We start from the raw sequence: 26,447 nt of genomic DNA on the forward strand, positions 1-26,447 counted from the left end.
TACCTAACTAGATAGCGCTGACCCGCGCGACAAAGATGAAAGCTGTTGCGAGAGGAGTCCTGCCATGAGCACTGTGGACAGCTTCGGTTCCAAAGGCGTACTGAATGTAGCCGGCACCGATTATGAAATTTTCCGGTTGAACTCCGTAGAGGGCGCAGACAGCCTTCCGTTCAGCCTCAAGGTATTGCTTGAAAACCTCCTGCGGACCGAGGATGGCGCCAATATTACGGCCGACCACGTCCGCGCCCTGGCCGGCTGGGATCCGAATGCGGAGCCCGACACCGAGATCCAGTTCACCCCCGCCCGCGTCATCATGCAGGACTTCACCGGCGTCCCCTGTGTCGTGGACCTGGCCACCATGCGTGAAGCCGTCAAGGACCTCGGCGGCGACCCCAAGCGCGTCAACCCGCTGGCCCCGGCCGAAATGGTCATCGACCACTCCGTCCAGATCGACGTGTTCGGCAACGCCGGCGCCCTCGAGCGCAACATGGAAATCGAATACCAGCGCAACGGTGAGCGCTACCAGTTCCTGCGTTGGGGCCAGACCGCATTCGACGACTTCAAGGTCGTCCCCCCGGGAACCGGCATCGTGCACCAGGTCAACATCGAGTACCTGGCCCGCACCATCATGACCCGCGAAGTGGACGGCGTCCTGCGCGCCTACCCCGACACCTGCGTCGGTACCGACTCGCACACCACCATGGTCAACGGCCTGGGCGTGCTGGGCTGGGGCGTCGGCGGCATCGAAGCCGAAGCCGCCATGCTCGGCCAGCCGGTCTCCATGCTCATCCCGCGCGTCGTGGGCTTCAAGCTCAATGGCAGCATCCCGGCCGGCGCCACCGCCACCGACGTCGTCCTGACCATCACCGAAATGCTGCGCAAGCACGGCGTGGTGGGCAAGTTCGTCGAGTTCTACGGCGAAGGCGTTGCCGCCGTGCCGCTGGCCAACCGCGCCACCATCGGCAACATGAGCCCGGAATTCGGTTCCACGGCCGCCATGTTCCCGATCGACGACGTCACCCTGGACTACCTGCGCCTCACCGGCCGCTCCGAGGAAAACGTCGCCCTGGTGGAGGCGTACACCAAGGAACAGGGCCTCTGGCACGATCCTTCCCGCGAACTGCGCTTCTCCGAATACCTCGAGCTGGACCTGTCCACCGTGGTCCCGTCCATCTCCGGCCCGAAGCGTCCCCAGGACCGCATCGAGCTCTCGGACGCCAAGGAGCAGTTCCGCAAGGACATCCACAACTACGTCAACATTGCCGACGGCAGCGTGGACGAGTCCCTGGCCGAGTCCTTCCCGGCCTCGGACGCCCCGTCCTTCACGCACGCTGACGCCCACACCACGGAAACCGCCCGTGTGGAGTCCGCCGCCAACGGTTCCCACGGCCGCCCGTCCTCGCCGGTGCACGTCAAGACCGCCGACGGCCGCGAGTTCGAACTGGACCACGGTGCCGTGTCGATCGCCTCGATCACTTCCTGCACCAACACCTCCAACCCTTCGGTCATGCTTGCCGCAGCCCTGCTGGCCCGCAACGCCGTGAACAAGGGCCTGGCCGCCAAGCCGTGGGTCAAGACCTCCGTCGCCCCGGGCTCGAAGGTCGTCACCGACTACTACGAGAAGTCCGGCCTCACCCCGTACCTGGAGAAGCTCGGCTTCTACATCGTGGGCTACGGCTGCGCCACCTGCATCGGCAACTCCGGCCCGCTGGAGCCGGAAATCTCCGAGGCCATCCAGGCCAACGACCTCTCCGTCACGGCCGTCCTCTCGGGCAACCGCAACTTCGAAGGCCGCATCAACCCGGACGTCAAGATGAACTACCTGGCCTCCCCGCCGCTGGTCATCGCCTACGCCCTGGCCGGTACCATGGACTTCGACTTCGAGACCGACGCCCTGGGCACCGACTCCGAAGGCAACGAGGTCTTCCTGAAGGACATCTGGCCGAACCCCACCGAGGTCCAGGAGGTCATCGACTCCTCGATCGACGAGGGCATGTTCGCCAAGGGCTATGAAGGCGTCTTCGACGGCGACGAGCGCTGGAAGGCACTCGACACCCCCGCCGGTGACACCTTCGCCTGGGCCGAGGACTCCACCTACGTCCGCAAGCCCCCGTACTTCGAAGGCATGAAGGCCCAGCCGGACCCCGTCCAGGACATCCAGGGCGCACGCGTGCTGCTGAAGCTGGGCGATTCCGTCACCACCGACCACATCTCCCCGGCCGGCTCCTTCAAGTCGGACACCCCCGCCGGCCAGTACCTGCTGGCCAACGGCGTGGAGCGCAAGGACTTCAACTCCTACGGTTCCCGCCGTGGCAACCACGAAGTCATGATTCGCGGCACCTTCGCGAACATCCGCATCAAGAACCAGCTGCTCGACGGCGTCGAGGGCGGGTTCACGAAGGACTTCACCCAGGAAGGCGCCCCGCAGGCCTACGTCTACGACGCCGCCCAGAACTACCAGGCAGCCGGCACCCCGCTGGTGGTCCTGGCAGGCAAGGAATACGGCTCCGGCTCCTCCCGTGACTGGGCTGCCAAGGGTACCGCGCTCCTGGGCGTCAAGGCCGTCATCGCCGAAAGCTACGAGCGCATCCACCGCTCCAACCTGATCGGCATGGGCGTCCTGCCGCTGCAGTTCCCGGCCGGCGAATCCGCCGGAACCCTGGGCCTGAGCGGCAACGAAACCTTCTCCGTGGCGGGCGTCACTGAGCTGAACAACGGCACCACGCCCAAGACGCTCAAGGTGACCGCCACGGCCGAGGACGGCAGCTCCAAGTCCTTCGACGCCGTGCTGCGCATCGACACCCCCGGTGAAGCGGACTACTACCGCAACGGCGGCATCCTGCAGTACGTGCTGCGGCAGATCTCGGCGAACTAGCACGCAAGAGCACGACGACGGTGGCCCCGGTTGGTCTTCTGACCGGCCGGGCCGCCGTCGTTCCGCGTTTGTCCGGGCGAGTGTCCGCGGAGCGTCCGGCCAGCGGCGGGAACGGGGCGTACAGGCGAGGCGGTAGAGTTAACGGGCACGTCAATCACCTAAGGAGGGGCCGTTGGGACTCTTGGAGACAATCCGGACTCCGAAGGACCTGGCCACGCTGGGCACCCTTGAACTGGAACAGCTCGCAGGCGAAATCAGGTCCTTCCTGATCACCAACGTCGCCCAGACCGGCGGCCACCTCGGCCCGAACCTCGGCGTCGTCGAGCTGACCATGGCGATCCACCGGATCTTCGAGTCTCCCCGCGACAGCATCGTCTTCGACACCGGGCACCAGTCCTACGTGCACAAGCTCCTCACCGGGCGCCAGGACTTCAGCACCCTCCGCCAGGAAGGCGGCCTCTCCGGATACCCGGACCGCGGCGAGTCCGAACACGACATCGTCGAAAGCTCCCACGCCTCCTCCTCCCTGTCCTGGGCCGACGGCATCTCCCGCGCCCGGCAGCTCACCGGCGAAGAGGACCGCTACGTGGTGGCCGTCGTCGGCGACGGCGCCCTCACCGGCGGCATGGCCTGGGAAGCCATCAACAACATCGCCGCGGACAAGCGCCGCCGCGTGGTGATCGTGGTCAACGACAACGGCCGCTCCTACGCGCCCACCGTCGGCGGCCTGGCCGACTACCTCGCCTCGCTGCGCCCCACCATCGACTCTTTCCGCGCCACCCCGGCCTACGAGGTGGCCCTGGACAGGTGGAAGAAGCGGCTGCAGAACGGCGGCCCGCTCGGCCAGTTCACCTACCGGAGCCTGCACGCCATGAAGAAGGGCATCAAGGACTGGTGGGCGCCGCAGGGCATGTTCGAAGACCTGGGCATGAAGTACATCGGCCCGGTGGACGGGCACAACCTCCAGGCACTCGAAAACGCCCTCACCACGGCCCGCCACTACGGCGGACCGGTGATCGTGCACGCCATGACGGAGAAGGGCCACGGCTACGCCCCGGCCCGCGCCCACGAGGACGACCAGTTCCACGCCGTCGGCGTCATTGACCCCGAAACCGGCGAGCCCACGGCGTCTCCCGGCGCCCAGTCCTGGACCTCCGTGTTCGCCGAGGAAATCGCGGACATCGCCGACGAACGCAAGGACATCGTCGGAATCACCGGCGCGATGCTGATCCCGGTGGGCCTGCACAAGTTCGCGGCCCGGCACCCGGAGCGCGTGTTCGACGTCGGCATCGCCGAACAGCACGCCCTCACCTCCGCCGCGGGGATGGCTTTCGGCGGCCTGCACCCCGTGGTCGCCGTTTACGCGACCTTCCTTAACCGGGCCTTCGACCAGCTCCTGATGGACGTCGCCCTGCACAGGGCCGGCGTGACGATCGTCCTGGACCGGGCCGGCGTCACCGGGCCCGACGGCGCCAGCCACCACGGCATGTGGGACATGGCCATGGTGCAGATCGTGCCCGGGCTGCACCTCGCGGCACCGCGAGACGCCACCCGCCTGCGGGAAGAGCTCCGCGAGGCCGTGGCGATCGGCGACGCCCCCAGCGTGGTGCGCTTCTCCCGGGGCAGCGTCGGCAAGGAAGTCGAGGCCATCGAGCGGCTTTCCGACGGCGTGGACGTGCTCGCCCGGCGGCCCGAAGGCTCCACCGAGAACGATGTCCTGATCGTCAGTGTCGGTGCGATGTCCGAACTCGCGCTCGACGTCGCGGCCCGGCTCGGCTCGCAGGGCATCAGCTCCACCGTGGTGGACCCCCGCTGGGTGCTGCCCGTGCGCAAATCCATCATCGCCCTCGCGGCCCGGCACCGCCTGGTGGTCTGCATCGAAGACGGCGTGCGTGCCGGCGGCGTCGGCTCGCGGATCCGGCAGGAGATGCGGGCGGCCGGCGTGGACACCGCCCTGAACGAGGTGGGCCTGCCCGTGGAGTTCCTTGCCCACGGCACCCGCAGCCAGGTCCTGGAACGCGTCGGGCTCACCGCCCAGCAGATCACGCACGACATCGTGGCCCAGGTCCTCGGGACGAAGGTACCCTTCGCCCGGCCGCTGCCGGGCCAGGCGCACCCCACCACCGGCAGCCTGCCCACCCTGTGAAGAGCGTCGAACCCGCTGTGAACGGCGCGGCAGGGCCGCGGCACCCGGACGGCCTGCAGCCGGGCGACCTCGTGGTGGCCCGCAACCGAAAGTGGGACGGCACCGCCCACTGGGTGGTCCCCGGGCGCTACCTTGGCGAGGACATCCACGGCTGGTGGGTGTTCCAGGGCAAGAACGAATTCTGTTCCCGGCCGGGAGCGGCCTTCTACACGGCCTCCGACGCCGTGCTGCTGGTCCCGCGCAGCGGCGACTACGTTGCCACCTTCTACGACGACAGCTACCCGGGCGACTTTCGGATCTACCTTGACCTGGCACTGGGCCACGGCTGGAAGACCATCCGCGGGGGAGTGGCGGAGTTCCACCTGATCGACATGGACCTGGACGTCATCCGCTCCACCAAGCACGGCGTATTCATCGACGACGAGGACGAGTTCGAAGAACACCGGCTCTCCATGGGCTACCCCGAAGACACTGTGGCCGCCATCCGCGCCGAGGCCGGCCGGCTGTACCAGGAAGTACTCACACACCAGGAACCCTTCGACGGCACCGGGCCCACGAGCACCTGCGCCGCATGGTTCGGAAAAGGACGGGCATGAGCGGGATCATCCGCAGCTACAAGCACGACGACGACGGCGTACTGCTGTTCCGCGAGGCTTGGTACGACGAGGACTTCGGCCAGTTCGTCATCAACCACGGCACCGTGGGGCACCAGAGCAGCACGGACGCCACCGACGTCGACGACGAGGACGCCGCGGAAGGGCTCCTGGCCGCGTTCGAGGCTCAGTGCGCGGAGGACGGCTACGCGGAGCTGCCCGAATCCGAGCAGTTCTGGCTGGTCGCCCAGTTCGCGCTGAAGACCAAGGACGGCACCGAACGCGACCGCTACCTGGAGCGCAAGGCAAGCGCGGCCCTGCGCAGTGCCTTGGCCTGGCGCGGCCTGGGCACCGTGGAACGCTCCGAAATCGGGAACTCCAGGCTCAACATCTTCTGCCTCTGCCCGGACGTGAACAAGGCCGTCAATGCCATCAAGGTGTGCATCCGCGGCGAAGACCTGGACTTCACCAAGCTCAGCATCGCCGCCGCGCCGCATGCGGACCCGGAGGCGTTCAAGCTCAAGCACTCGCCCAAAAACGTCACGGGCTTTACCCTCTAAGGACCACATTCCACGCCTGGAAGGGAATCCCTTGTGACATCCAAGAGCAACTGGCCGGGTCACACGCCTTTGCCCAAGGGAATCTCGGCTCCCGCCCGCCGTGCGCTGGCCCACGAGGGCCTGGAAACCCTGGAACAGCTCGCGGAAGTGGGGGAGGAACGGATCGCCGGGCTGCACGGCATGGGCCCGAAGACGATGGCGCAGCTCCAGGACGCCATGGAAGAAGCCGGTATCAGCTTCGCGTCCTGAACCCGGCGGCGCCCACACCGCAGGCTAGGCTGGAGAGCATGACTGAACACCGCCGTCTTGGACACTCCGGACTGACCGTCTCCGTGGTCGGGCTTGGCTGCAACAACCTGGGCCGGGCGAATACCGCCACCGAATCGCAGAAGGGCACTGACGCCGTCGTTCACGCCGCGCTTGACGCCGGGGTGACACTGTTCGACGTCGCGGACACCTACGGCAAGGAACCGGGCCTCAGCGAAACGATGCTCGGCAAGGCACTCAAGGGTCGCCGGGACGACGCCATCGTGGCCACCAAGTTCGGCATGGACATGAAGGGCGCCAACGGCAAGGACTTCGGCGCCCGCGGTTCGCGCCGGTACATCGTCCAGGCGGTCGAGGCGTCGCTGCGCCGCCTGAACACCGACTGGATCGACTTGTACCAGTACCACACGCCGGACCCGCTCACCCCGATCGAGGAAACCCTCTCGGCCCTGGACGACCTCGTGACCAGCGGCAAGGTCCGCTACCTCGGCCACTCCAACCGCAGCGGCTGGCAGATCGCCGAGGCCGAATACGTGGCCCGCATGGGCGGCGGCGCCCGCTTCATCTCCACCCAGAACCACTACAACCTGCTGGACCGCCGCGCCGAACTGGAAGTCCTCCCGGCGGCCGGGGCATTCGGCCTGGGCGTACTGCCATACTTCCCGCTCGCCAACGGCCTGCTCACCGGCAAGTACGCCCCCGGCCAGGCCCCCAAGGGCACACGCCTCAGCCACACCCGCACCTACCTTGTGCACGACGCCGACTGGGAACAGCTGGGCCGGTTCAGCCGCTTCGCCACGGAACGCGGCCTGAATGAAGTGCAGCTGGCCTTCTCCTGGCTCGCCGCGCAGCCGGCCGTCAGCAGCGTGATCGCCGGCGCCACCCGGCCGGAGCAGATCGTCGAGAACGCCGCCGCGGTGCGCTGGGTCCCCACCGCCGAGGAACGCGCCGAACTGGACGACATCTTCCCGCCGACACCGAAGGTCGCGCTCTTCTGATGCCGGAGCCGGTCAGCCTGCTGCTGGACTGCGACACGGGCATCGACGACGCCCTCGCCCTGGCCTACCTGTGCAGCCAGCCGCACGTGGAGCTGGTGGCCGTGAGCTGTACCCCGGGCAACGTCGATGCGGACCAGGTGGCCCGCAACAACCTCGCCCTGCTCGAACTGTCCGGCCGGCCGGAGGTCCCCGTCGCCATCGGGGCCCGGGCGCCGTTGGAGATACCCCTGGTCACCACGCCGGAAACCCACGGACCGCAGGGCATCGGCTATGCCGAGTTGCCGGAACCGCAGGGCAACGTGCACCCGGGCGACGCCGTCGAACTCTGGATCGAAGCGGCCCGGGCACGGCCGGGGGAGCTCACCGCGCTCCTGACCGCACCGCTGACCAACTTTGCCCTTGCCCTGCGGGCGGAGCCCCGGCTCCCGGAGCTGCTGCGCGGCGTCGTGATCATGGGCGGCAGCTACTACTACCAGGGCAACACCACGCCCACCGCCGAATGGAACACCCACGTGGACCCGCACGCCGCGGCGGAGGTGTTCGCCGCGTTCTCCGGGCTGCCCGGGGAGAAGCTCCCCGTGGTGTGCGCGCTGGAGACCACGGAGCGGATCGAAATGCGTCCGGAGCATGTGGAAGCGCTCGCCCGGGAGGCCGGCTGCACCGCTCCCGAACCCGTGCTGCCCGGCCAGCCGAAGGGGCAGCGGAGCACGGCATCGAACCCGCTGGTCCGGCACCTCAGCGACATGCTCCGCTTCTACTTCGAGTTCCACCGCGACTATGACCAGGGCTACATCGCCCACATCCACGACTACTTCGCCGCCGCCGTGGCGGCGGGAACTGTCCGCTACGGGACCCGCACGGCCACCGTGCACGTGGAGACCGCGGCGTCGAGGCTGTTCGGCACCACCGTGGCCGACTACCGCGGCCTCTGGGGCGAGGCGCCGAACGCCCGGATCGTGTCCGGGAACCACCCGGCGGAGGCCTTCGACGAGCTGATCCGTTCACTGGGTACGCTGGCCCGGACAGTGGCCGGGCCGGAGCGCGCCGGGCGGGGATAGGATGGGTCCTGCGCCGAGGTGACATAGGCGGAACGCGTGCACAGCCCACAGCCAGAAACCAGCAAGGACCCACCATGGCCTCCCCGTCACCGCAGCAGCCCTCCCTCTTCCTGCCCGAAGCTCCCAAACGCCGGCGCCTCCTCGAAATCCTGGGTGCCGCCTCGATCATCGCCACCTATGTGGTGCTGGTACTCACGCAACCGGCCGATATCGCCGCCGGCCCCGGCAGCCTGGCCGCACTCGCCGCCCTGGGCGGCTTCCTGCTCGGCGCCGTCCTGCTGGTGGTCGCCGTTCTCCCGACGTTGCCCACCTCCACCGTAGTGCTCATCCCGATCGCCATGGTCCTGAACATCGTGCTCGGCCAGTTCGTGGGAAGCACGCTGGTGCCGTTCTACCTGGACGCAATTGGCACGGTGCTGGTGGCGGTCCTCGCCGGGCCCGCCGCCGGTGCCGCGACCGGAGCCCTGAGCACCATCGTCTGGTCCCTGTTCAACCCGACGGTGCTGCCGTTCGCCGCCGGGGCCGCCCTGATCGGCTGGCTGGCCGGACTTGCCGCGCGCGCCGGCGTGTTCCGCCGCTTCTACCTGGTGCCGTTCGCGGGCTTCTTCGCCGGGGTGCTGGGCGGCGTGGTGTCCGCGCCGATCGCCGCGTTCGTGTTCGGCGGGACATCCGGATTGGCCACCGGCGCCATCGTGTCCGCTTTCCGCGCGATGGGCGACTCGCTGCTCGCCGCCATCACCAAACAGGCACTGATCTCCGACCCCGCGGACAAGGCGATCGTCTTCACCGTGGCGGCGCTCCTGGTTTATGCCCTGCCGCGCCGCACCGCCTTCCAGTTCCCCTTCGTCCGCCGCCACCGGGTGCTGGCCGGCCGGGTGCCCGCAGGCGGGGAGACCGCCGTCAAGGCATGAGCCGCGGCAGCCTGTCGCTGGAGCGCCTGAACCCCCTGACCACCCTCACCGGCGCCGCCGCCGTCGCGGTCATCACGACGGCGGCAGCCCAGTGGGCCTTCTCCCTTACGGTCCTATGCGGGCTGCTTTTCCTTACGCTGCAGCAGGTACGGGCTGCCGCGGCCCTGCGCGCCGCCGCAGCCATCCTGCTGCCGTTCTGGGCCGCGCTGCTGCTTCTGCACGGATTGTTCTTCCCCGAAGGCAGGACGGTGCTGATGGCTCTCGGCCCGGCGGCCGTCACCCGGGAGGGGCTGCTCTTCGCCCTCGACGCCGGGCTGCGGACCGGCGTGTTCGTCCTGGCGTTCCTGCTGTTCTCCTTCACCGTCCGCGTCCCGGAACTGCTCACGGCTCTTTCCGCCCGCGGGTTCCCGCCACGCCTTGTCTTCGTCATCGTGTCGGCGCTGACCCTGCTGCCGGCGGCAGCGCAGCGGATCGCCCGGATCCGGGCCGCGCAGGAAGCCCGTGGACTCGTGATTGGCCGGAGCCTGGCCTCGAGGCTTCTCGCCGCGCGCCTGCAGGCCGTCCCGCTGGTGCTGTCCCTGGTCCACGAATCCGGGGAACGGGCGCAGGCCCTCGATGCCAGGGGCTTTTCGGGCAGGCAGCGGCACAGCAGCCTCGGCGCCGTGCCGGATTCCGCACCGCAGTGGGCGGCTCGCCGCGTGCTGCTCGTGCTGTGCCTTGCCGCCGTGGCCGTCCGGGTGGCGCTGGCACTGTTTGGCGGGCGGGCATGAACCACGGGCCGCTTCTCGCGGCGCATGTGGAGTCGTTCAGCTTCCACGGAGCACAGACCCCGGCGCTTCGGGATGTACGCCTCAGCGTGGAAGCCGGGAGCCTGACGGCTGTGCTTGGCGGCTCCGGCAGCGGCAAGAGCACCCTGGCCAGGATCCTCGCGGCCTGGCTGCCCGGGAGCCACGGAGGGGAGCTCCGGGGCCGGCTGGAACTGGGTGCTCACGGTGCCGGGGCCCGCGTCGACTTCGACGGCGGCAGCGACGACCCCCGGATCGACCCCGCAGCGTGGGCTGCGCACGTCGCCTACGTGCCCCAGGACGCCGCCGCCATGCTCTCCACCGTCCGGGACACTGTGGCCGGCGAACTGGCGTTCGGCCTGGAAAACCTCGGGGTCCCGGTGGCGGAGATGCGCCGCCGGATCGCCGAAACCGCGGAACTGATCGGGCTGGGCGGACTGTTGGGGCGGGGTCCGGCCACGCTCTCCGGCGGTGAACTCCGCCGCCTGGCCATCGGCTGCGCCGTGATCGGGCAGCCCTCCGTGCTCCTGCTCGACGAGCCCTTCGCCTCCCTGGACGCGGCCGGCGCCGGCACGGTTGAGCGCCTGCTGTGGCGGCTGACCGCCGATGGGACGGCCGTGGTGGTGTTCAGTTCGGCGGTGGATGGGCTGAGCCGTACCGCCACCTCATGGACCGTGCTGGGGACCGGCGGGCCCGAAGGCGGCCGTCAGCTTGCCGCCGGGCCACCGGACGCGCTGCTGGCCGGGGACGCATTGGCGCGTTCCGGCGTCGTAGTGCCCGGCACCGCGCCGCAGGGTCCCGTGCGCAACTCTGGCCACACGGATGCTGCGCCCGTCCTGGAACTGAAGGGCGTCCGCTTCGGCTATCACGGACCCGGGGCGTCCGAACGGGAAACCCTCCGCGGCGTGGAACTTGCGGTCCGGCCGGGGGAGGTCCTGGCCGTCACCGGGCCCAACGGCAGCGGGAAATCGACCCTGCTGCGCCAGCTGAACGGACTCCTCCGGCCCCGGGCCGGCTCAGTGCTGATCCAGGGGCTGCCCACCCACGGAATCCCTACCGGAGTCCTGGCCGTCGACGTCGGGCTGCTGTTCCAGGACCCGCGCTTCCAGCTGTTCGAACGGACGGCGCTGCGGGAAGTAGCCTTCGGGCTGGGCACGAAGCGGCGCCTTTTACGGCCAAACCCGGAAGATGCCCGGGTGCGGGAACGCGCGCTCGCCGCCCTGGCCGCCGTCGGCCTCGAGGCGCAGTCCGGCAGCCACCCGCTGGAACTGCCGGCGTCGTCCCGGCGGCTGCTGGCCCTGGCCACGGTGATCGCCCGGGAGCCGGCGGTGCTGGCCCTGGACGAGCCTACCGTCGGCCTGGACCGGCACGGCCTGGAGGTCCTGGACACCGCCATGGCGGAGGCCACCGCCCGCGGCGCGGCCGTAGTGATGGTCACCCACGACCTCGCCTACGCCCGCGCCCGGGCGCACCGGCTCCTCCGGCTCGACAACGGGGTGCTGGCACCGGTGGAATAGCCGCCGCTGCGTTTAGGCCGGCGCGGACGCGATCCCCGGGGCCAGGAAGCGTCTGCCGTTGACCCGTTCGGAGGCGCCCGTCCGGTCCAGGTACGGGGTGATCCCGCCCAGGAACATCGGCCAGCCCGCGCCGAGGATGACGCAGAGGTCGATGTCCTCGGGACCTGCCACCACGCCCTCCTGGAGCATGAGTCCGATCTCCTCGGCCAGCGCCTCCTGCGTCCGGCGGAGCACTTCCTCCGCGGTGGAGGGGGAGTTGCCGAATGACATCAGGGACAGCGTCTCCTCGGGGATGACCCGGGAGCCGTCGGGTCTTTCGACCCAGAGGGTTTTCACGCCGTTGTCGATCAGCTTCTGCAGGTTGTGTGAGACCGGGAACCGTTCCCCGAAGGCGGCGTGCAGGGATTCCTGCACGTGCTGGGCCACCGGCAGGCCCACCATCGCAGCCAGCGTGAAGGGTGACATCGGCAGCCCCATCGGCCGCAGCGCATCATCGGCAACCTCGGCGGGGGTGCCTTCGTCGAACGCGGCGATTACCTCGCCCATGAGGCGCAGGAGGATGCGGTTCACCACGAACGCGGCGGCGTCCTTGACCAGCACCGCCGTCTTCTTCAGGCCCTTGGCCAGTTCGAACGCGGTGGCGAGGACGGCCTCGTCGGTCTGGGGCGCGCGCACGATCTCCAGGAGCGGCATCACGGCCACGGGGTTGAAGAAGTGGAAGCCCACCAGGCGCTCGGGATGCCGGAGGCCCTCGGCCATCGCGGTCACGGAGAGCGAGGAGGTGTTTGTGGCCAGGATGCACTCGGTGGAGACAATGGCTTCCAGCTCGGCGAATACCTGTTTCTTGACGTTGAGCTCCTCGAACACCGCCTCGATCACGAAGTCGGCGTCGGCGAAGGCCTCCTTGGACACCGAACCCGTCACCAGCGCCTTGGTGCGGTTGGCCGCGTCCGGGCTGATGCGCTTCTTGCCCAGCAGCTTGTCCACCTCCGCATGGACATAGGCCACGCCCTTGTCCACGCGCTCCTGGTCGATGTCCGTCATGACCACGGGAACCTTGAGCTGGCGGGCGAACAGCAGCGCCAACTGGCCCGCCATCAGGCCTGCGCCGACGACGCCGGCCTTGGTCACCGGTCGGGCGAGCTTCCGGTCCGGTGCGCCGGCGGGTCGCTTGGAGCGCTTCTGCACCAGGTCCAGGAAGGCGTAGACGGTGGAACGGAACTCGTCCGTCTGCATCAGGCCGGCGAGGGTTTCGCATTCGAGGGCCGCGGACTCCGCCTGGCCCAGGGTGCGGTTGGCTTCCATAATGTCCAGCACCTTGGCCGGGGCGGGGGAGGCGTTGGAGGTCTTGGCCTCCACGAACGCCCGCCCGCCCTCGATGGCGGCGGCCCAGCGCTCCGCCACGGCGGGATCGGATGGGTCAACGGCGTTGCGGCGCTCCGGGACCGTTTCACCGGCGATGACCCGCGCGGCCCAGGCGATGGACTGTTCCAGGAAATCGGCGGGCTCGAAGAGGGCATCGGCAATGCCCAGTTCGAAGGCCTGCGGTCCGCTCAGGGTGCGGTTGTTGCTCAGCGGGTTTTCGATCATCACCTTGACGGCGTTCTCGGGGCCGATGAGCCGCGGCAGCAGGTACACCCCGCCCCAGCCGGGGACAAGGCCGAGCACGGCTTCCGGCAGGGCGAGGGCGCCGGCGCCGGTGGACACCGTGCGGTAGCTGGACTGCAGGGCGATCTCGAGGCCGCCGCCCAGTGCCAGGCCGTTGATGAAGGCGAAGCTCGGTACCCCCAGCGAGGCCAGGGTGCCGTAGACGTCGTGGCCCAGCTGCGCCATCCAGAGCCCGTGTTCGCGCTCGCGCAGGGTCTTGACGGCGGACAGGTCGGCGCCGGCCACCAGGAAGTACGGCTTGCCGGTCACCCCGACGCCCACGATCTCGCCGCGGGCGGCCCGTTCCTTCAGGCCTTCCAGGACGGTGCCGAGCTCCACCAAGGTCTTCGGGCCCAGGGTGGTGGGCTTGCTGTGGTCGAGGTCGTTGTCCAGGGTGATCAGCGCGAAGGTGCCGGCACTCTCCTTCCCGTCGACCGCGGGGAGCACGATGTCCTGGACGTAGGAGTGGGTGACCGTTTCGTCGGGGAAGAGGTCGGCCAGTTTGCGGAAATCTGCGGCGCTCATGCGGCGGCTCCCTTGCTGTTGGTGCTGCTGGTCTCTGTGGTGCCGGTGGCGGCAGTGTAGTCCGGGTGGTGGGGGTTCTCCCAGATCACGGCGGCACCCATGCCCAGGCCGATGCACATGGTGGTGATGCCGTACCGCACCGAGGGATCTTCCTCGAACTGCCGGGCCAGCTGGTTCATGAGCCTGACGCCCGAGGACGCGAGCGGATGCCCGACGGCGATCGCCCCGCCGTAGCGGTTGACCCGCGGGTCGTCGTCGGCGATTCCGTAGTGGTCCAGGAAGCTGAGGACCTGCACGGCGAAGGCCTCGTTGATTTCGAACAGGCCGATGTCCTGGATCGAGAGGCCCGCATTCTTCAGGGCTTTTTCGGTGGCCGGCACCGGCCCGATGCCCATGACCTCGGGCTCGACGCCGGCGAACGCGTACGCCACCAGGCGCATCTTGACGTTCAGGCCCAGGTCCTCCGCCGCCTCCGAGGAGGCGAGGAGCGCCGCCGTCGCGCCGTCGTTCAAGCCCGCGGCATTGCCCGCGGTGACGCGGCCGTGCGGGCGGAACGGTGTGCGCAGTTCGGCGAGGTCGGCCACGGTGGTTCCGGGCCGGGGCGGTTCGTCCACGCTGTGCAGGGCCCATCCGGCGCCGGGCTTCTTCGCTGCCACGGGCACCAGGTCCGGCTGGATCTGCTTGTGCGCGTAGGCCTTTGCCAGCTTCGCCTGCGAGGCCGCGGCGTAGGCGTCGGTGCGTTCCTTGGTGATGGCCGGGAAGCGGTCGTGCAGGTTTTCGGCCGTGTTGCCCATGTTCAGGGCCGCGGGATCCACGAGGCGCTCGGACATGAAACGCGGGTTCGGGTCGGCCCCGGCTCCCATGGGGTGGTTGCCCATGTGCTCCACCCCGCCGGCGATCACGACGTCGTAGGCGCCGAAGCCGATGCCGCTCGCCGTCGTCGTCACCGCCGTCATGGCGCCCGCGCACATGCGGTCGATCGCGAAGCCGGGAACCGTGCGGGGGAGGCCGGCCAGCAAGGCGGCGGTGCGGCCGATGGTCAGGCCCTGGTCGCCGGTCTGGGTGGTGGCGGCGATGGCCACCTCGTCCACGCGTTCCGCGGGCAGGGAAGGGTTGCGCCGCATCAGTTCGCGGATGCACTTGACCACGAGGTCGTCGGCCCGGGTCCCGGCGTAGATGCCCTTCTCCCCGGCCTTGCCGAACGGCGTGCGCACTCCGTCGACGAAGACGACGTCGCGGACCGTGCGCTGCTGTGTGTTCCCGCTGGGACTCATGTGTACTCCTCTTCGAGACAGGGATTCAGGACTGATTCCGGGACAATGTTACTCGCGAGTAACTTTGGGGGCAAGGCCGGCGGAACGGGCGGAAATCCCCCGGACGGGGGAACGCATCCACCCGTCGCGGGGATCAGGCGCGGACCGGCCCGCGGGAGGGTTGAAGCATGACTACTAACCAAGGCAACACAAAGAACGAAGCAACCACCCTGGCCGAAGCGTCCCGTGCAGGCAGAGCCCTGCGCAGGCCGGCGGCCCTGACGGCGGTCCTTGCCGCACTCTACGCGCTCGCCGGCGTCATCGCGGGATTGTCCGGCGGCCCGTTTCCCGTGGGTGACGGCGATCCCTACTCCATGGCCCTGCTCTACAAGGCACCCAACGCGTTGCTTGGCTGGGGGCTGACGGCGCTCGCCGGCATCGCCGCGCTGCTGGCCACGCTCGCGGCCGTCACCGCCAACCGGGACCGGTCAGTTCCCGGCCTGCGGGTGGCGGTGACGGCGATCGCGGCAGTGATGGGCCTGACGGCGCTGGTCCTGGTGGGGGACGCCCGACTGCTCTCCGTCCTGGGCTACATCCCGGTGATCATCGCGAAAGTCGCCTACGATCCCCAGATCCAGCAGGCCATACCCCGGCTGCTCGATCCCGCACAGTTGAACCTGGTGGTCCTCGCCGTAGGGGCTGCCCAGTGGGCGGCGCTCGCAGTCGCCGTGAACCGCCGGGCCCGGAACGCCTGTGCAAAATGCGGCCGCAGCGAGCGGACGGTGGACGGTCCCTTCAGTGCGCAAGCTGCCGCCCGCTGGGGACGCAGCGCCGTGGCAGTCGCGGTGTTCGTCCCGCTGGTCTACGCCGTAACCCGGATCTGCTGGGCCTTCGGCATCCCGCTTGGCGTGGAACCGACCCTCTTGGACGGGATGCAGGGGCAGGGAATGGACACCAGCGCCCTGGGCCTCGGTGGCATGGCGGTCCTCGGTTCCGTGCTGACTCTGGGGTTGGTCCAGCGCTGGGGCGAAGTCTTCCCCCGCTGGATTCCCCGTGCCGGCGGCAAGCGCGTGCCGATCGGGCTGGCCGTGGTTCCGGCCGCCTTCGTCGCGATGGCCATCATCCCGGCGTCGGTCACCATGCTCATGATGGCCGGTCTGCCCTCCGAAGGCACCATCCCGGGATTCAGCCTTACCAACTGGGCGCCGCTGGGACCAACCTTCCTCTGGCCGCTCTGGGGCGTGGCACTGGGCGCGGCCACCCTGGCGTACTGGCTGCGGCGGCGCGGCGCCTGCGCCACGTGCCACCGCGTCGGCTGATGGGGAACAATGTTGGCCGTGGGGAACTTGAGGTCTAACAAGGCACGGCTGTCCGCGGCGACGCGGACGGCCGTGTTCCTCATGATCGGCGGGCTGCTCGCCGTGCCCTATGCCGCCGTCGCCCTGTGGATTGTGCAACTGTGGCAGTTTGCCGGCGCCAACCCGCTGGCGGTGCCGAGCGGCCTCCTGATCGGAACCGGGCTGCTCGCCGTACCGTCAACCCTCGGAGTCATGCGGACGCTCGAACGCACCGCCGCCAACGAGCTCCTCGGCACGGCCATGGAGGAACCTGCCGGGACAACCCGGCTGGCCGACGTCGCCCGCGGCGCGCTCTGGTTCCTGGTGCACCTGCTGTCCGGGGCGCTCGCCGTTGCCGTGCTGGGATTCGTGCTGCCCACCCTGGCCGCGATCGCCCTCGCGCTCTTCGGCGGCGGCACCACCGGCCTCGCTCCGTTCACCGGACAACTGCTCCCGGGCGTCGAAACCGCTGCCGCCGCCTGGCTCCTGACGGCCGCGGGCGCGGCGGCCCTCGCCCTGCTTTTCGGCGTGGCGAGCCAACTGCGGCTCTGGGCCGTGCTGCTGCTGGGTCCCTCCGAGCAGGCCAGGCTCGCGATCGCCGAGCGGGAAGCCCGCGAGCTCGCCCGGCGCAATGAACTGGCGAGGGAACTGCACGATTCGATCGGGCACGCCCTCACCGTCACCACCCTCCAGGCGGCCGCGGCGCGCAGGCTGCTCGCGGCGGAGCCGGACAAGGCCGCGGCGTCCATGGCGGCGGTGGAGCAGGCGGGCCGGGCAGCCCTGGAGGAACTGGATTACGTCCTGGGAATCCTGCGTGCCCCCACGGACGGCTCCGGCAGCCTTCCGGAGCGCCTGCGCGAACTCATTGCCCGGCACCGTTCCCCGGGCCCGCCTGCCGAACTCCGCCTGGCCGGGGAGCTTTCCGCGATCCCGGACGCGGTTGCCGGGGAGCTCTACCGCATGGTCCAGGAGGGGCTGAGCAATGCGGCCAAGCATGCCCCGGAATCGGCGTGCACCGTGGCGTTGGAGGTGCATGGAAGTGCCGCTGCCGGATCGGTTGTGCTCCGGCTGGCCAACAAGCTCCCGACGGCGGTGCCCGCTGCTGCGGACCCCCGGCGCCTTCCCGGCGGCCGCGGCCTGGCCGGGCTGGCGGAGCGTGCCATGCTGCTCGGCGGTACGTTCGGGGCCGGGGAGGCCGACGGCATGTGGCAAGTGACGGCCGAGCTGCCCTGGGGTGGCCGCAGGACTCGTGGAAGCAGGGAAAAATGACCAAGCTCCTGATCGTGGACGACGAACCGCTGGTGCGCTCCGGACTCCGGGCCATCCTCGAGGGTGAGCCCGGCCTGGAGGTGGTCGGCGAAGCCGGGGACGGCGCGGAGGTGCCGGCCCTTGCCGCCCGGCTTCGCCCCGACGTCGTCCTGATGGATGTCCGCATGCCCGGTATTGACGGAATCCAGGCCACACGGTTGCTCCTGGAAGGCCGTCGGCCGGTTGACGCAGGCGGGGCGACGGCCGGGCCGAAGGTGCTCGTCCTGACCACCTTCGGCAGCGACGACTACGTGTACGCGGCCCTGCGCTGCGGTGCGTCCGGTTTCCTGCTCAAGCGTTCCCGCCCGGAGGAGATCATCCAGGCCGTGCGGACCGTCGCGTCAGGGGACAGTGTGGTGTTCCCCGAGGCCGTACGGCAACTCACCTTGCCGGGCCACGACGGAGCGGCCGGAAGGCTGCTTGGCACGCTGAGCGCGCGCGAAAAGGACGTCCTCACCGAACTGGCCGCCGGCCGGAACAATGCCGAGATCGCGTCCGCGCTCTACCTCAGCCCCGAAACGGTCAAGAGCCACGTGGCCTCCCTGCTCGGCAAGCTGCGCGTGCGGGACCGCACCCAGGCGGTGATCCTGGCGTACGAGACGGGTTTCATCAGACCCGGCACGCGGCCCAGCGGCGGCTAGCCGGCGGACTTTTCCCTGGCGTCCTTCGACGGCAGCCGATCCGGGTGCAGGCTCGCCTCGGCCAGGATCGGCGCCGTGATGGCGATCTGCCATTCCCGGGCACCGAGTTCACGCAGTTCCGCGCCGACGGTCTCCGGGGTGATGTCCGACGGCGGCCGCCACAGCACGCGGCGCAGGTAGTCGGGCGTGAGGAGGTTCTCCACCGGCAGCTTCAGTTCCTCCGCGGCCGCCTGCAGGCGGGGACGGGCGGTCGCCAGCCGGGCGGCGGCGTCGGGATCCCGGTCCGCCCACACACGCGGCGGGGGCGGGGCGTTGGTGGGCAGGTGCAGTGGCGGGAGCTCGTCCAGGCCGCGGGCGACGGAGATGCAGCGCAGCCAGCGCGGTGCTTCCCGCTGGGCCGCCCTGCCGTGGAAGCCTTTGGTGGCCAGCAGTTGGGGAACGGTGGAGGGCAGGGACTTGGCGGCCGCCACCAGGGCGGAGTCCGGGATGAGCCGGCCGGGGGCGACGTCACGCTTGCGGGCCAGCTGGTCCCGTTCCACCCAGAGCTCGCGGACAGCTGCCAGCTGGCGCCGGTCCCGGATCTGGTGCAGTCCCGAGGTCTTGCGCCAGGGGTCCACCCGCGGGGCCGGGATGCCGTTCGCGAGGATCCCGGCGAACTCCTGCTCCGCGAACTCCAGTTTGCCGTCCGCCTCAAGCAGTTCGATCAGTTCCTCGCGCAGTTCGGCGAGGACTTCGACGTCGAGCGCGGCGTAGCGCAGCCAAGGCTCCGGAAGGGGCCGGGTGGACCAGTCCGCCGCGGAATGTTCCTTCGCCAGGCCGAAGCCCAGGAGCTGTTCGATGACGGCGGCCAGCCCCACCCGCGGCAAGCCGGCCAGGCGGGCGGCGAGTTCGGTGTCGAAGAGCTTGTCCGGCCACATGCCGAGTTCGGCGAGGCAGGGCAGGTCTTGCGTGGAGGCGTGCAGGATCCATTCGACGCCGGAAAGGGCCTCGTTGATGATCTTCAAGTCATCGAACGGCTCGGGGTCGATCAGCCAGGTTCCGGCTCCTTCGCGCCTGATTTGCACCAGGAAGGCGCGCTGTCCGTAGCGGAAACCGGAGGCGCGCTCGGCGTCCACCCCGGCGGGGCCGGTTCCGGCGGCGATGGCCGCCGCGCAGCGTTCCAGGCCGGCGAGCGTGTCGATGACGAGCGGAACGCCCTCGCGCGGGGCGTCGAGGTCGATCACCTCGGGGATGGGGTTGTCGAAGCCTTCCACCGTGATGTGGGGGGCGGGTTCAGCAGCCGGGCCGCCGGCTGTGTTGGGTTCCAGGTTTTCAGGACTCATGGTGCCTTACAGTCTAGCGATTCTGCCCGGACCGGGGATGGCAACAGCCGGCGCCGGACCGCAGGGGAGCGCGCATGCGGGGGCGGGGCATTCAGTTCAGGCGCCGGGACGGGAGCGGCGTCACTCCCGGCGGCAGGGGCGGAAGGCCGGCGAAGGTGCAGACCATGTCGGACCAGGCTTCGAGGTGGGCCCCGGCGTCGGGGGTGACGGGGGTCCAGGAGGCCCGCAGCTCAATGTCGATCGTCTCCGGCCGGCCGGCGAGGGTCCCGAAGCTCTCCGAGAGGATCCTGGTCGCCGTGCCGCCCGCCGCCCGGTAGCGGGCGCCGTGGTTCTCCAACGCTTCGACCAGCCAGGTCCAGGCGACGGGCCCCAGCATCGCGTCGTTGCCCATGTCCGGCTCCAGCTGGGCGCGGATGTAGGTCACGATCCGGAATTCACCTTCCCAGACTGCGGAACCTTCCGGATCGTGCAGCAGGATGAAGCGGCCCGTGGCGAGTTCGCTGTCCTCGTCGTCGTCCGGCGACGCCGGGCTCTCCGCCGCGAAGGCCAGCGCGGCGGGGCCGTGGACGGGCCTCTGGCGGGTCCTGGGTGCGTGGCTGAAGACCTCGGCCCCCATGGCGACGGCGTACGGGGCGAGCCGGGTGGGCGCCGGGATTTCGCCGAGCTTCAGCTCGGGCCGGCACTGGGCCTTTCGGAGTGTTCCCAAGGCGTGAAGAAAGTCCTCAGGAAGCTGTGAGAGAGCGTTCACCTTGGCAGATTATGTGTCCGGGGCGGCGAAATCCCGTAGCCACGCCGCCCCGGACCAGGCTGCACCCCCGAAGGGTGCGCCCGGGAGGTGGCGCTTACTGCGCGGCAAGTTCCCGCCGGATCGCGGCGGCGAAGGCATCGATATCCGCCTCGCTCGTGTCGAAGGAGCACATCCAGCGCACTTCACCCGTGGCTTCGTCCCAGTTGTAAAACTTGAAGGAGTTCCGCAGCCTGTCCGCCACTCCCGGAGGCAGGATCGCGAACACGCCGTTGGACTCCGTGGCCTGGGTGGGCTCGACGCCGTCGATCCGGTCCACCGCCGCGCGCAGGCGGGTAGCCATGTCGTTAGCGTGCCCGGCCGAGCGCAGCCAGAGTCCGTCCTCCAGCAGGGCGATGAACTGGGCCGAGATGAAGCGCATCTTCGAGGCCAGCTGCATGTCCATCTTGCGCAGGTACTTCAGCCCCTGGGCAGCCTCGGGGTTGAGGGCGATCACGAGCTCGCCGAAGAGCAGGCCGTTCTTGGTTCCGCCGAAGGAAAGGATGTCCACCCCGGCATCACGGGTGAAGGAGCGCAGGGGCAGGCCGAGGTGGGCGGCCGCGTTGGCCAGCCGGGCACCGTCCATGTGCAACTTCATGCCACGCGCGTGCACGTGGTCCGCAATGGCCTTGACTTCTTCAGGCGTGTAGCAGGTGCCCAGCTCGGTGGTCTGCGCGATGGACACCGCCAGGGGCTGCGCGCGGTGCTCGTCGCCCCAGCCCCAGGCCTCGCGGTCGATCAGCTCCGGGGTCAGCTTGCCGTCCGTTGCCGGGACCTGCAGCAGTTTTATGCCGCCGATCCGCTCCGGCGCACCGTTCTCGTCCATGTTGATGTGCGCGGTGCCGGCACAGATCACCGCGCCCCAGCGCGGCAGCAGGGACTGCAGGGCCAGGACGTTGGCTCCGGTGCCGTTGAAGACGGGGTAGCACTCGGCGCCCTCGCCGAACAGCTCCGCGATCAGGCCCTCGAGCTTGCGGGTGTACTCGTCTTCGCCGTAGGCAACCTGGTGCCCGCCGTTGGCGGCGGCCAGCGCGGCCAGGATTTCGGGGTGCACGCCGGAGTAGTTGTCGGACGCGAAGCCCCGGACTTCCGGATCGTGGATCCGGCCGGCCAGGGTTTCCGGGGACTGCTGCAGGGCAGTTGTCATGGGTTCGTTCACTCTTTCAGTCTAAGGAGGGGCGGCCGGTGGCGGCCGCCCCCGGGGAGCCGGACTGCTGCCGGCCCCGGTGCTGTGTCAAGGGACCAGCCGGATCCGGTGTCCGTTCACTTCGGCGGCCGGCTGCTTGAACAGCCCGACGGCGGCCGCGGCCAGTTCTTCCACGTCCGTGTACCCGGGAAACTTCCGTTCCGGGTGGGCCTGCCGCATACCGGCGTCGAGGAGCGCCTTGACGACGAACACGACGGCGGCGCTGTGCTGTTCAACGGGATCGGCCGTCGCGCCGGACTGCTCCCGCCGGAAGCCGTCGGCAACGGCGAAGGTCCAGGCCTCCACCGCGGCTTTGGCGGCGGCATAGGTGGCGGCCGCCGCGGTCGGTGCGGTAACCGCCGTCGAGCTGACAACGGCCAGACGCCCGGCGGGGGAGTCGGCCAGGTCGCGGTAGAAGACGCGGGAAACGTTTCGCAGCGTGGTGACGGCCCCCGTGGACAGGACGTCCCAGTCTTCGTCAGGCTGGTCCTCGATGCCCGTGGCGCCGCGCCAGCCGCCCACCAGGTGGATGACGCCGTCCACCGGGCCTGCCGCGGCGTGGACGTCGGCGGCGAGTTCGCGCACGGCGTCCAAGCTGGCGAGGTCGCAGACCAGGGGAGTGACGCCGTCGCCGGCTTCCTCGGCAGCGGTGGTGATCCGGCCGCGGTCCGAGCCCACGGTGAACACCCGGTGCCCGGCGAGGGCGAGGGCCCGGGCGGCAGCGACGCCGGACGCGCTGCTGCCGCCCGTGACCAGGACATTCAGGGAGGTCATCAGGCCGCCGTCGATCCCGTGATCCCGGTGGTGGATTCGATGACAGTGCGCATCTTCTTCTCCAATGCCTCGTAGAACATGGACAGCGGGAATTCGTCGTCCAGGACCTGGTCGGTCAGTTCACGCGGTGCGCCGGTCAGCGGCAGCGCGTCGGGGCCCTTGGCCCAGACCGAAGCAGGGTTGGGGGTAACGGTACCGGAAATCAGTTCGTACGCGGCAAGCCAGTGCGCGGTCTTGGGGCGGTCGATGGAGCGCCAGTACAGTTCCTCGATTCGCTCGCCGAGTTCGACGACGACGTCGGCCACATCGTCCCAGTCGATGCTGAGCTTGCTGTCGGTCCAGTGCAGTACGCGGTGCTGGTGCATCCAGGCGAACAGCAACTGGCCGCCCAGGCCGTCGTAGTTGCGGACACGGTTACCGGTGATCGCGAAGCGGAAGATGCGGTCGAAGATGACCGCGTACTGCACCAGCTTGGCGTGCTTGCGGGCGTCTTCGGAAGCTTCCTCGTCCTTTTCGATCTTCACAGACTCGCGGAATGCGGTCAGGTCGCAGCGCAGTTCCTCGAGGGAGTACAGGAAGAACGGCATGCGCTGCTTGATCATGAAGGGGTCGAACGGCAGGTCGCCGCGCATGTGGGTGCGGTCGTGGATGAGGTCCCACATGACGAAGGCGCGCTGGGTCAGCTCCTGGTCGTCCAGCAGTTCGGCGGCGTCTGCCGGCAGTTCCAGGCGCGTGGTTTCCGCCGCGGCCTTGAGGACCCGGCGGAAACGGGCGGCTTCGCGGTCGGCAAAGATGCCGCCCCAGGTGAAGGTGGGGGTTTCGCGCACGGCGACGGTCTCCGGGAAGAGTACGGCGGAGTTGGTGTCGTAGCCCGGAGTGAAATCGAGGAAGCGGATCGGCACGAAGAGCTTGTTGGAGTAGTCGCCGGCTTCGAGGCCGCCGATGAACTCGGGCCAGATGACCTCAAGCAGCACGGCTTCCACAAGGCGGTTGGTGCTGCCGTTCTGGGTGTACATCGGGAACACGACCAGGTGCTGCAGGCCGTCCACGCGCTGTTCCTGCGGCTGGAAAGCCATCAGGGAATCCAGGAAGTCCGGGACGCCGAAGCCGGAGTCGGCCCAGCGGGCGAAGTCCTTGACCAGCAGTTCCAGGTAGCTGGCATCGTGCGGGAAGGCCGGGGAAAGGGTTTCGACGGCGGCGATGATGGCGGCGACGTGCTCGCGGGCGGCCCCGTGGTCGGTGGCTTCGGGGACGGAACCGTCCTTGACCTGCAGGGCCTGCAGCGCGGTGGCTGCGGCCTTCAGGGAGCCCCAGGCCGGGTTCTCTGCGGTGATGCGGGTGCGGGGCGCCGTGGCGGTGGTGGTCATCGTTGACGTTGCCTTTCCTCAGTGGTTTGTATTCTGAGGCGAGCGTAGCAAGTGAACAGTGATGCTAAGTGAAAACTGCCATGAGCATAAGGAACTCTGTTGCATGGTGCCAAGAAAAAGCCGGGAGGTCCAGCCGTGGAACTGGCTGGACCTCCCGGCTGCGCCCCGGCTAGCCCGCCGCCGGCGTTTCGATCAGCTTCAGGGAGACGGAGTTGATGCAGTAGCGCTGGTCGGTGGGAGTGCCGTAGCCCTCACCTTCGAACACGTGGCCCAGGTGGGAATCGCAGTTGGCGCAGCGGACCTCCACCCGTTCCATGCCCAGGGTCCGGTCGTGGAGGTAGCGTACGGTTCCCTCGGCCAGTGGTGCCCAGAAGGACGGCCAGCCGCAATGCGAATCAAACTTCTCGTTACTGGTGAAAAGTTCGGCGCCGCACGCCCGGCACTGGTAGACCCCGGCGGTGTGGGTGTCCCAGTATTCGCCCGTGTAGGCGCGCTCGGTTCCCGCCTGGCGCAGCACCCGGAATTCCTCCGGAGTCAGTTGTTCGCGCCATTCGGCCTCGGTCTTTTCCACGCAGGCGCCCTTGTCCGGAACGTCCTGGTGCGGCACCCCGGCCGTGAGGTCGGCAGTGGCGAAGTACTTGCTGTTGTCCGCGGTAGTCATGCTCTGCTCAACGCTCAGGAGTCGCCAATGAATCCCGAACCGGCGTACAGGTGCAGCACGGGCAAGCCCAGCTGGTCCTGTGCCTGGTTCGCCCAGTCGGTGTGGAACGTGTCCGCGATGGCGTGCGGCCTGGTCACCACCACGGCCTGGGAGGCATTCAGGGCCTTGACCTTGGCCACCAGGCCGGCGACAGCGCCGCCGTCGACTATCTCACCGGTCACTCCGGATCCCAGCCCTTCCAACGCCTCGAGCGAGGCCGCCAGGGCGCTTTGTGCGCTCGCGCGTTCCACCTCGGGATCCGGTGCCTGCGAGAGCAGTTCCCTGAAGGCTTTCGCCACCTCCAGCATGGAGAGGTTCTCCAGGAAATCGACCAGCAGGTGCCGTTCGGTATTGGCCGGCACCAGCACCACGATGGGGGCATCGCTGCCGTCCACCAGCTTGGCGATGTTGACGCGGTCGTCCCGGCCGAGGGGCTCTTCGCTCAGAATGACGATTGGATCGCTCATGGCTACAGCGTAGACCCCGACCCGGCCGCGTGGCAGGGTTTCGCCGCCGATTCCGGCCGGGCGTTGCGCCGATTCCGGCGCAGGGGGTGCCGCGATGGACAATGGTGGCATGGCATCGACTTTGCGCCCGGCAGCAGCGGACCCAGGTTCCGCGGGCATGTCCGCCCGCGCCCGATGGACGCTCGCAGGAATTGTTGCAGGCAGTGGCCTCGCCGCGCTCTTCGGCGCAGGCAGCTCTGCGCTGGCGGCCTACTTCGCCCGGCGGATCATCACGCCCTCCATCCGAAACGCCGACCAGGAAATCCTTGCCGTGGTACGCAGCGACGAGGGTTTGCAGATCATCCTGGCCGCCAACGCGGACACCACCTCGAAAGGAACGTTCAGCCTCTTCTTCGCCGGCGGTGCCGGGCACGCGCGGATCGGCAGGATCGTCTCCTACTCGCCCGCCGAACGCACAGTGCAGCGCGAAGTCGAGGAGGTTTACAGCGGCGACCTCTCCTCGGCGCACCGGGGCTGGTGGAGCGGCGCGGTGTACGCGTCGCCGGCGTCGCTCGGCCTTGAGGCCGAAGACGTGGAGATAGAGGTCGACGGCGGCAAGGCGCCGGCCTGGTTGGTCCGGGCCGAAGCGGGACATTCCACCGGGCGGGGAACCACCGCCGGTGAAGGAACCACCGGCGAAGGTGCAGCCCGGGTCTGGGCCATCATGGTCCACGGCCGCGGGGCCACCCGGCTGGAGTGCTTGCGGGCCCTTCCGGTGGCGCTCGGCCTTGGCCTCGACTGCCTGCTGATTTCTTACCGCAACGACGGACTGGCTCCGGCCGCGGCCGACGGCCGCTATGGCCTGGGCTCCACGGAATGGCGCGACGTCGAAGCCGCCATCGCGTTCGCCCTGGAACAGGGAGCCGAGGAAGTCGTGCTGTTCGGCTGGTCGATGGGCGGGGCGATCAGCCTGCAGACGGCCGACCTTTCCCGCTACCGCCACCTTATCCGGGCGCTGGTGCTGGATGCCCCGGTGATCGACTGGGTGAACGTCCTGGCACACCACGCCCGGCTGAACTCGATCCCCCGTGCGGTGGGGCGGTATGGCCAGCTGATGCTGGGCCACTCCCTGGGCCGCAGGCTGACCGGCCTGGCCGCACCCTTGGACTTGCGGGCGATGGATTGGGACGCCCGGGCCGTGGAACTGCGCACGCCCACGCTGCTGATCCACAGCGTCGATGACGACTACGTGCCGTACGGTCCGTCGGCGAGCCTGGCCGAGCGGAATCCCGAGATGGTGACCTACGTGCCCTTCACCGCGGCCAGGCACACCAAGGAATGGAACGTGGACCGGGAGAAATGGGAACGGCTGGTCCGGTCCTGGCTGGAGCCGCGGCTGGCGCCGCTTGCTCCCGAGCTCACGGGCGGCCGCTGAGGCGCGGCAACC

23 protein-coding genes are annotated in these 26,447 nt (G+C 69.3%); 14 read left to right on the forward strand and 9 right to left on the reverse strand.

The annotated features are described in order from the left end of the window. Positions 1–64 precede the first annotated feature (64 nt). The 10 genes from acnA to BLP88_RS05630 all read left to right on the forward strand — a co-directional run bounded on the left by acnA (position 65) and on the right by BLP88_RS05630 (position 11,710). A complete protein-coding gene (acnA, locus tag BLP88_RS05585) occupies positions 65–2,875 on the forward strand; it encodes an aconitate hydratase AcnA (protein WP_074587581.1) in 2,811 nt (936 codons plus the stop codon). A 172-nt stretch (positions 2,876–3,047) separates the two neighbouring features. Next, a complete protein-coding gene (gene dxs, locus BLP88_RS05590) occupies positions 3,048–5,021 on the forward strand; it encodes a 1-deoxy-D-xylulose-5-phosphate synthase (RefSeq protein ID WP_074587582.1) in 1,974 nt (657 codons plus the stop codon). Further along, on the forward strand, positions 5,018–5,617 hold the full coding sequence (locus BLP88_RS05595) for a ribonuclease FAU-1 family protein (protein ID WP_245679777.1): 600 nt from the start codon (positions 5,018–5,020) through the stop codon (positions 5,615–5,617). Before dxs ends, BLP88_RS05595 begins: the two co-directional genes overlap by 4 nt. Further along, positions 5,614–6,174 (forward strand): hypothetical protein, encoded by a 561-nt coding sequence (locus tag BLP88_RS05600; protein WP_074587583.1) that lies wholly within the window; start codon positions 5,614–5,616, stop codon positions 6,172–6,174. The genes BLP88_RS05595 and BLP88_RS05600 overlap by 4 nt, the downstream gene beginning before the upstream one ends. Positions 6,175–6,207: 33 nt before the next feature. Further along, positions 6,208–6,423 (forward strand): helix-hairpin-helix domain-containing protein, encoded by a 216-nt coding sequence (locus tag BLP88_RS05605; protein ID WP_074587584.1) that lies wholly within the window; start codon positions 6,208–6,210, stop codon positions 6,421–6,423. 38 nt (positions 6,424–6,461) lie between these two features. Next, entirely contained in the window at positions 6,462–7,439 is a 978-nt protein-coding gene (locus BLP88_RS05610; RefSeq protein WP_074587586.1) for an aldo/keto reductase, read from the forward strand. Continuing rightward, positions 7,439–8,497, forward strand: coding sequence for a nucleoside hydrolase (locus tag BLP88_RS05615; protein WP_074587587.1), 1,059 nt, complete (start codon positions 7,439–7,441; stop codon positions 8,495–8,497). The genes BLP88_RS05610 and BLP88_RS05615 overlap by 1 nt, the downstream gene beginning before the upstream one ends. Before the next feature lie 74 nt (positions 8,498–8,571). Beyond that, positions 8,572–9,408, forward strand: a complete 837-nt coding sequence (locus BLP88_RS05620; protein ID WP_074587588.1) for a glycosyl transferase family 9 — start codon at positions 8,572–8,574, stop codon at positions 9,406–9,408. Next, the gene (locus tag BLP88_RS05625; RefSeq protein WP_074587590.1) at positions 9,405–10,178 is read left to right on the forward strand and encodes an energy-coupling factor transporter transmembrane component T; all 774 of its coding nucleotides are present in this window, start codon (positions 9,405–9,407) and stop codon (positions 10,176–10,178) included. Before BLP88_RS05620 ends, BLP88_RS05625 begins: the two co-directional genes overlap by 4 nt. Continuing rightward, the gene (locus BLP88_RS05630) at positions 10,175–11,710 is read left to right on the forward strand and encodes an ABC transporter ATP-binding protein (protein WP_074587591.1); all 1,536 of its coding nucleotides are present in this window, start codon (positions 10,175–10,177) and stop codon (positions 11,708–11,710) included. The genes BLP88_RS05625 and BLP88_RS05630 overlap by 4 nt, the downstream gene beginning before the upstream one ends. 12 nt (positions 11,711–11,722) lie before the next feature. On the opposite strand, the gene BLP88_RS05635 is transcribed toward BLP88_RS05630, so the two are convergent. Both BLP88_RS05635 and BLP88_RS05640 read right to left on the reverse strand, forming a co-directional pair. After that, a complete protein-coding gene (locus BLP88_RS05635) occupies positions 11,723–13,882 on the reverse strand; it encodes a 3-hydroxyacyl-CoA dehydrogenase NAD-binding domain-containing protein (RefSeq protein ID WP_074587592.1) in 2,160 nt (719 codons plus the stop codon). After that, positions 13,879–15,156, reverse strand: coding sequence for a thiolase family protein (locus tag BLP88_RS05640; protein WP_074587594.1), 1,278 nt, complete (start codon positions 15,154–15,156; stop codon positions 13,879–13,881). The genes BLP88_RS05635 and BLP88_RS05640 overlap by 4 nt, the downstream gene beginning before the upstream one ends. A 167-nt stretch (positions 15,157–15,323) precedes the next feature. Between BLP88_RS05640 and BLP88_RS05645 the strand changes: the two genes are divergently transcribed. From BLP88_RS05645 to BLP88_RS05655, 3 genes are read left to right on the forward strand one after another with little or no spacing between them, the layout of a single operon-like run. Further along, positions 15,324–16,454, forward strand: coding sequence for a hypothetical protein (locus BLP88_RS05645; protein WP_084110838.1), 1,131 nt, complete (start codon positions 15,324–15,326; stop codon positions 16,452–16,454). Between the two features lie 18 nt (positions 16,455–16,472). Further along, on the forward strand, positions 16,473–17,741 hold the full coding sequence (locus tag BLP88_RS05650) for a sensor histidine kinase (protein WP_175453497.1): 1,269 nt from the start codon (positions 16,473–16,475) through the stop codon (positions 17,739–17,741). After that, the gene (locus tag BLP88_RS05655; RefSeq protein WP_074587596.1) at positions 17,738–18,421 is read left to right on the forward strand and encodes a response regulator transcription factor; all 684 of its coding nucleotides are present in this window, start codon (positions 17,738–17,740) and stop codon (positions 18,419–18,421) included. The genes BLP88_RS05650 and BLP88_RS05655 overlap by 4 nt, the downstream gene beginning before the upstream one ends. Here the strand turns inward: BLP88_RS05655 and BLP88_RS05660 are convergent. The 7 genes from BLP88_RS05660 to BLP88_RS05690 all read right to left on the reverse strand — a co-directional run bounded on the left by BLP88_RS05660 (position 18,418) and on the right by BLP88_RS05690 (position 25,021). Then, positions 18,418–19,743 carry an HRDC domain-containing protein gene (locus BLP88_RS05660; RefSeq protein ID WP_074587598.1) on the reverse strand — a complete coding sequence of 442 codons (1,326 nt, stop codon included), beginning with the start codon at positions 19,741–19,743 and terminating at the stop codon, positions 18,418–18,420. The genes BLP88_RS05655 and BLP88_RS05660 overlap by 4 nt on opposite strands. A gap of 91 nt (positions 19,744–19,834) precedes the next feature. Beyond that, entirely contained in the window at positions 19,835–20,491 is a 657-nt protein-coding gene (locus BLP88_RS05665) for a DUF3000 domain-containing protein (protein ID WP_074587599.1), read from the reverse strand. Between the two features lie 94 nt (positions 20,492–20,585). After that, complete coding sequence (locus BLP88_RS05670) at positions 20,586–21,674, reverse strand: threonine aldolase family protein (protein WP_074587601.1); 1,089 nt, start codon at positions 21,672–21,674, stop codon at positions 20,586–20,588. A gap of 87 nt (positions 21,675–21,761) precedes the next feature. Beyond that, a complete protein-coding gene (locus BLP88_RS05675) occupies positions 21,762–22,487 on the reverse strand; it encodes an SDR family NAD(P)-dependent oxidoreductase (RefSeq protein ID WP_074587602.1) in 726 nt (241 codons plus the stop codon). After that, the gene (locus BLP88_RS05680; RefSeq protein ID WP_074587603.1) at positions 22,487–23,854 is read right to left on the reverse strand and encodes a DUF6421 family protein; all 1,368 of its coding nucleotides are present in this window, start codon (positions 23,852–23,854) and stop codon (positions 22,487–22,489) included. The genes BLP88_RS05675 and BLP88_RS05680 overlap by 1 nt, the downstream gene beginning before the upstream one ends. 169 nt (positions 23,855–24,023) lie before the next feature. Further along, positions 24,024–24,515, reverse strand: a complete 492-nt coding sequence (msrB, locus tag BLP88_RS05685) for a peptide-methionine (R)-S-oxide reductase MsrB (RefSeq protein ID WP_084110842.1) — start codon at positions 24,513–24,515, stop codon at positions 24,024–24,026. A 14-nt stretch (positions 24,516–24,529) separates the two neighbouring features. Then, positions 24,530–25,021, reverse strand: coding sequence for a hypothetical protein (locus tag BLP88_RS05690; protein ID WP_074587705.1), 492 nt, complete (start codon positions 25,019–25,021; stop codon positions 24,530–24,532). 109 nt (positions 25,022–25,130) lie between these two features. Between BLP88_RS05690 and BLP88_RS05695 the strand changes: the two genes are divergently transcribed. Continuing rightward, positions 25,131–26,435 (forward strand): alpha/beta hydrolase family protein, encoded by a 1,305-nt coding sequence (locus BLP88_RS05695; RefSeq protein WP_074587605.1) that lies wholly within the window; start codon positions 25,131–25,133, stop codon positions 26,433–26,435. Positions 26,436–26,447 lie beyond the last annotated feature (12 nt).

This window comes from Arthrobacter cupressi, assembly GCF_900099975.1.
GTDB lineage: Bacteria > Actinomycetota > Actinomycetes > Actinomycetales > Micrococcaceae > Arthrobacter > Arthrobacter cupressi.

Bases quoted from the DNA above. Each gene is read 5' to 3' on its own strand.
- acnA (WP_074587581.1), top strand. From the start codon at position 65: ATGAGCACTGTGGACAGCTTCGGTTCCAAAGGCGTACTGAATGTAGCC.
- BLP88_RS05600 (WP_074587583.1), top strand. From the start codon at position 5,614: ATGAGCGGGATCATCCGCAGCTACAAGCACGACGACGACGGCGTACTG.
- BLP88_RS05610 (WP_074587586.1), top strand. From the start codon at position 6,462: ATGACTGAACACCGCCGTCTTGGACACTCCGGACTGACCGTCTCCGTG.
- BLP88_RS05615 (WP_074587587.1), top strand. From the start codon at position 7,439: ATGCCGGAGCCGGTCAGCCTGCTGCTGGACTGCGACACGGGCATCGAC.
- BLP88_RS05620 (WP_074587588.1), top strand. From the start codon at position 8,572: ATGGCCTCCCCGTCACCGCAGCAGCCCTCCCTCTTCCTGCCCGAAGCT.
- BLP88_RS05625 (WP_074587590.1), top strand. From the start codon at position 9,405: ATGAGCCGCGGCAGCCTGTCGCTGGAGCGCCTGAACCCCCTGACCACC.
- BLP88_RS05630 (WP_074587591.1), top strand. From the start codon at position 10,175: ATGAACCACGGGCCGCTTCTCGCGGCGCATGTGGAGTCGTTCAGCTTC.
- BLP88_RS05635 (WP_074587592.1), bottom strand. From the start codon at position 13,882: ATGAGCGCCGCAGATTTCCGCAAACTGGCCGACCTCTTCCCCGACGAA.
- BLP88_RS05640 (WP_074587594.1), bottom strand. From the start codon at position 15,156: ATGAGTCCCAGCGGGAACACACAGCAGCGCACGGTCCGCGACGTCGTC.
- BLP88_RS05645 (WP_084110838.1), top strand. From the start codon at position 15,324: ATGACTACTAACCAAGGCAACACAAAGAACGAAGCAACCACCCTGGCC.
- BLP88_RS05655 (WP_074587596.1), top strand. From the start codon at position 17,738: ATGACCAAGCTCCTGATCGTGGACGACGAACCGCTGGTGCGCTCCGGA.
- BLP88_RS05660 (WP_074587598.1), bottom strand. From the start codon at position 19,743: ATGAGTCCTGAAAACCTGGAACCCAACACAGCCGGCGGCCCGGCTGCT.
- BLP88_RS05670 (WP_074587601.1), bottom strand. From the start codon at position 21,674: ATGACAACTGCCCTGCAGCAGTCCCCGGAAACCCTGGCCGGCCGGATC.
- BLP88_RS05675 (WP_074587602.1), bottom strand. From the start codon at position 22,487: ATGACCTCCCTGAATGTCCTGGTCACGGGCGGCAGCAGCGCGTCCGGC.
- BLP88_RS05680 (WP_074587603.1), bottom strand. From the start codon at position 23,854: ATGACCACCACCGCCACGGCGCCCCGCACCCGCATCACCGCAGAGAAC.
- msrB (WP_084110842.1), bottom strand. From the start codon at position 24,515: ATGACTACCGCGGACAACAGCAAGTACTTCGCCACTGCCGACCTCACG.
- BLP88_RS05690 (WP_074587705.1), bottom strand. From the start codon at position 25,021: ATGAGCGATCCAATCGTCATTCTGAGCGAAGAGCCCCTCGGCCGGGAC.
- BLP88_RS05695 (WP_074587605.1), top strand. From the start codon at position 25,131: ATGGCATCGACTTTGCGCCCGGCAGCAGCGGACCCAGGTTCCGCGGGC.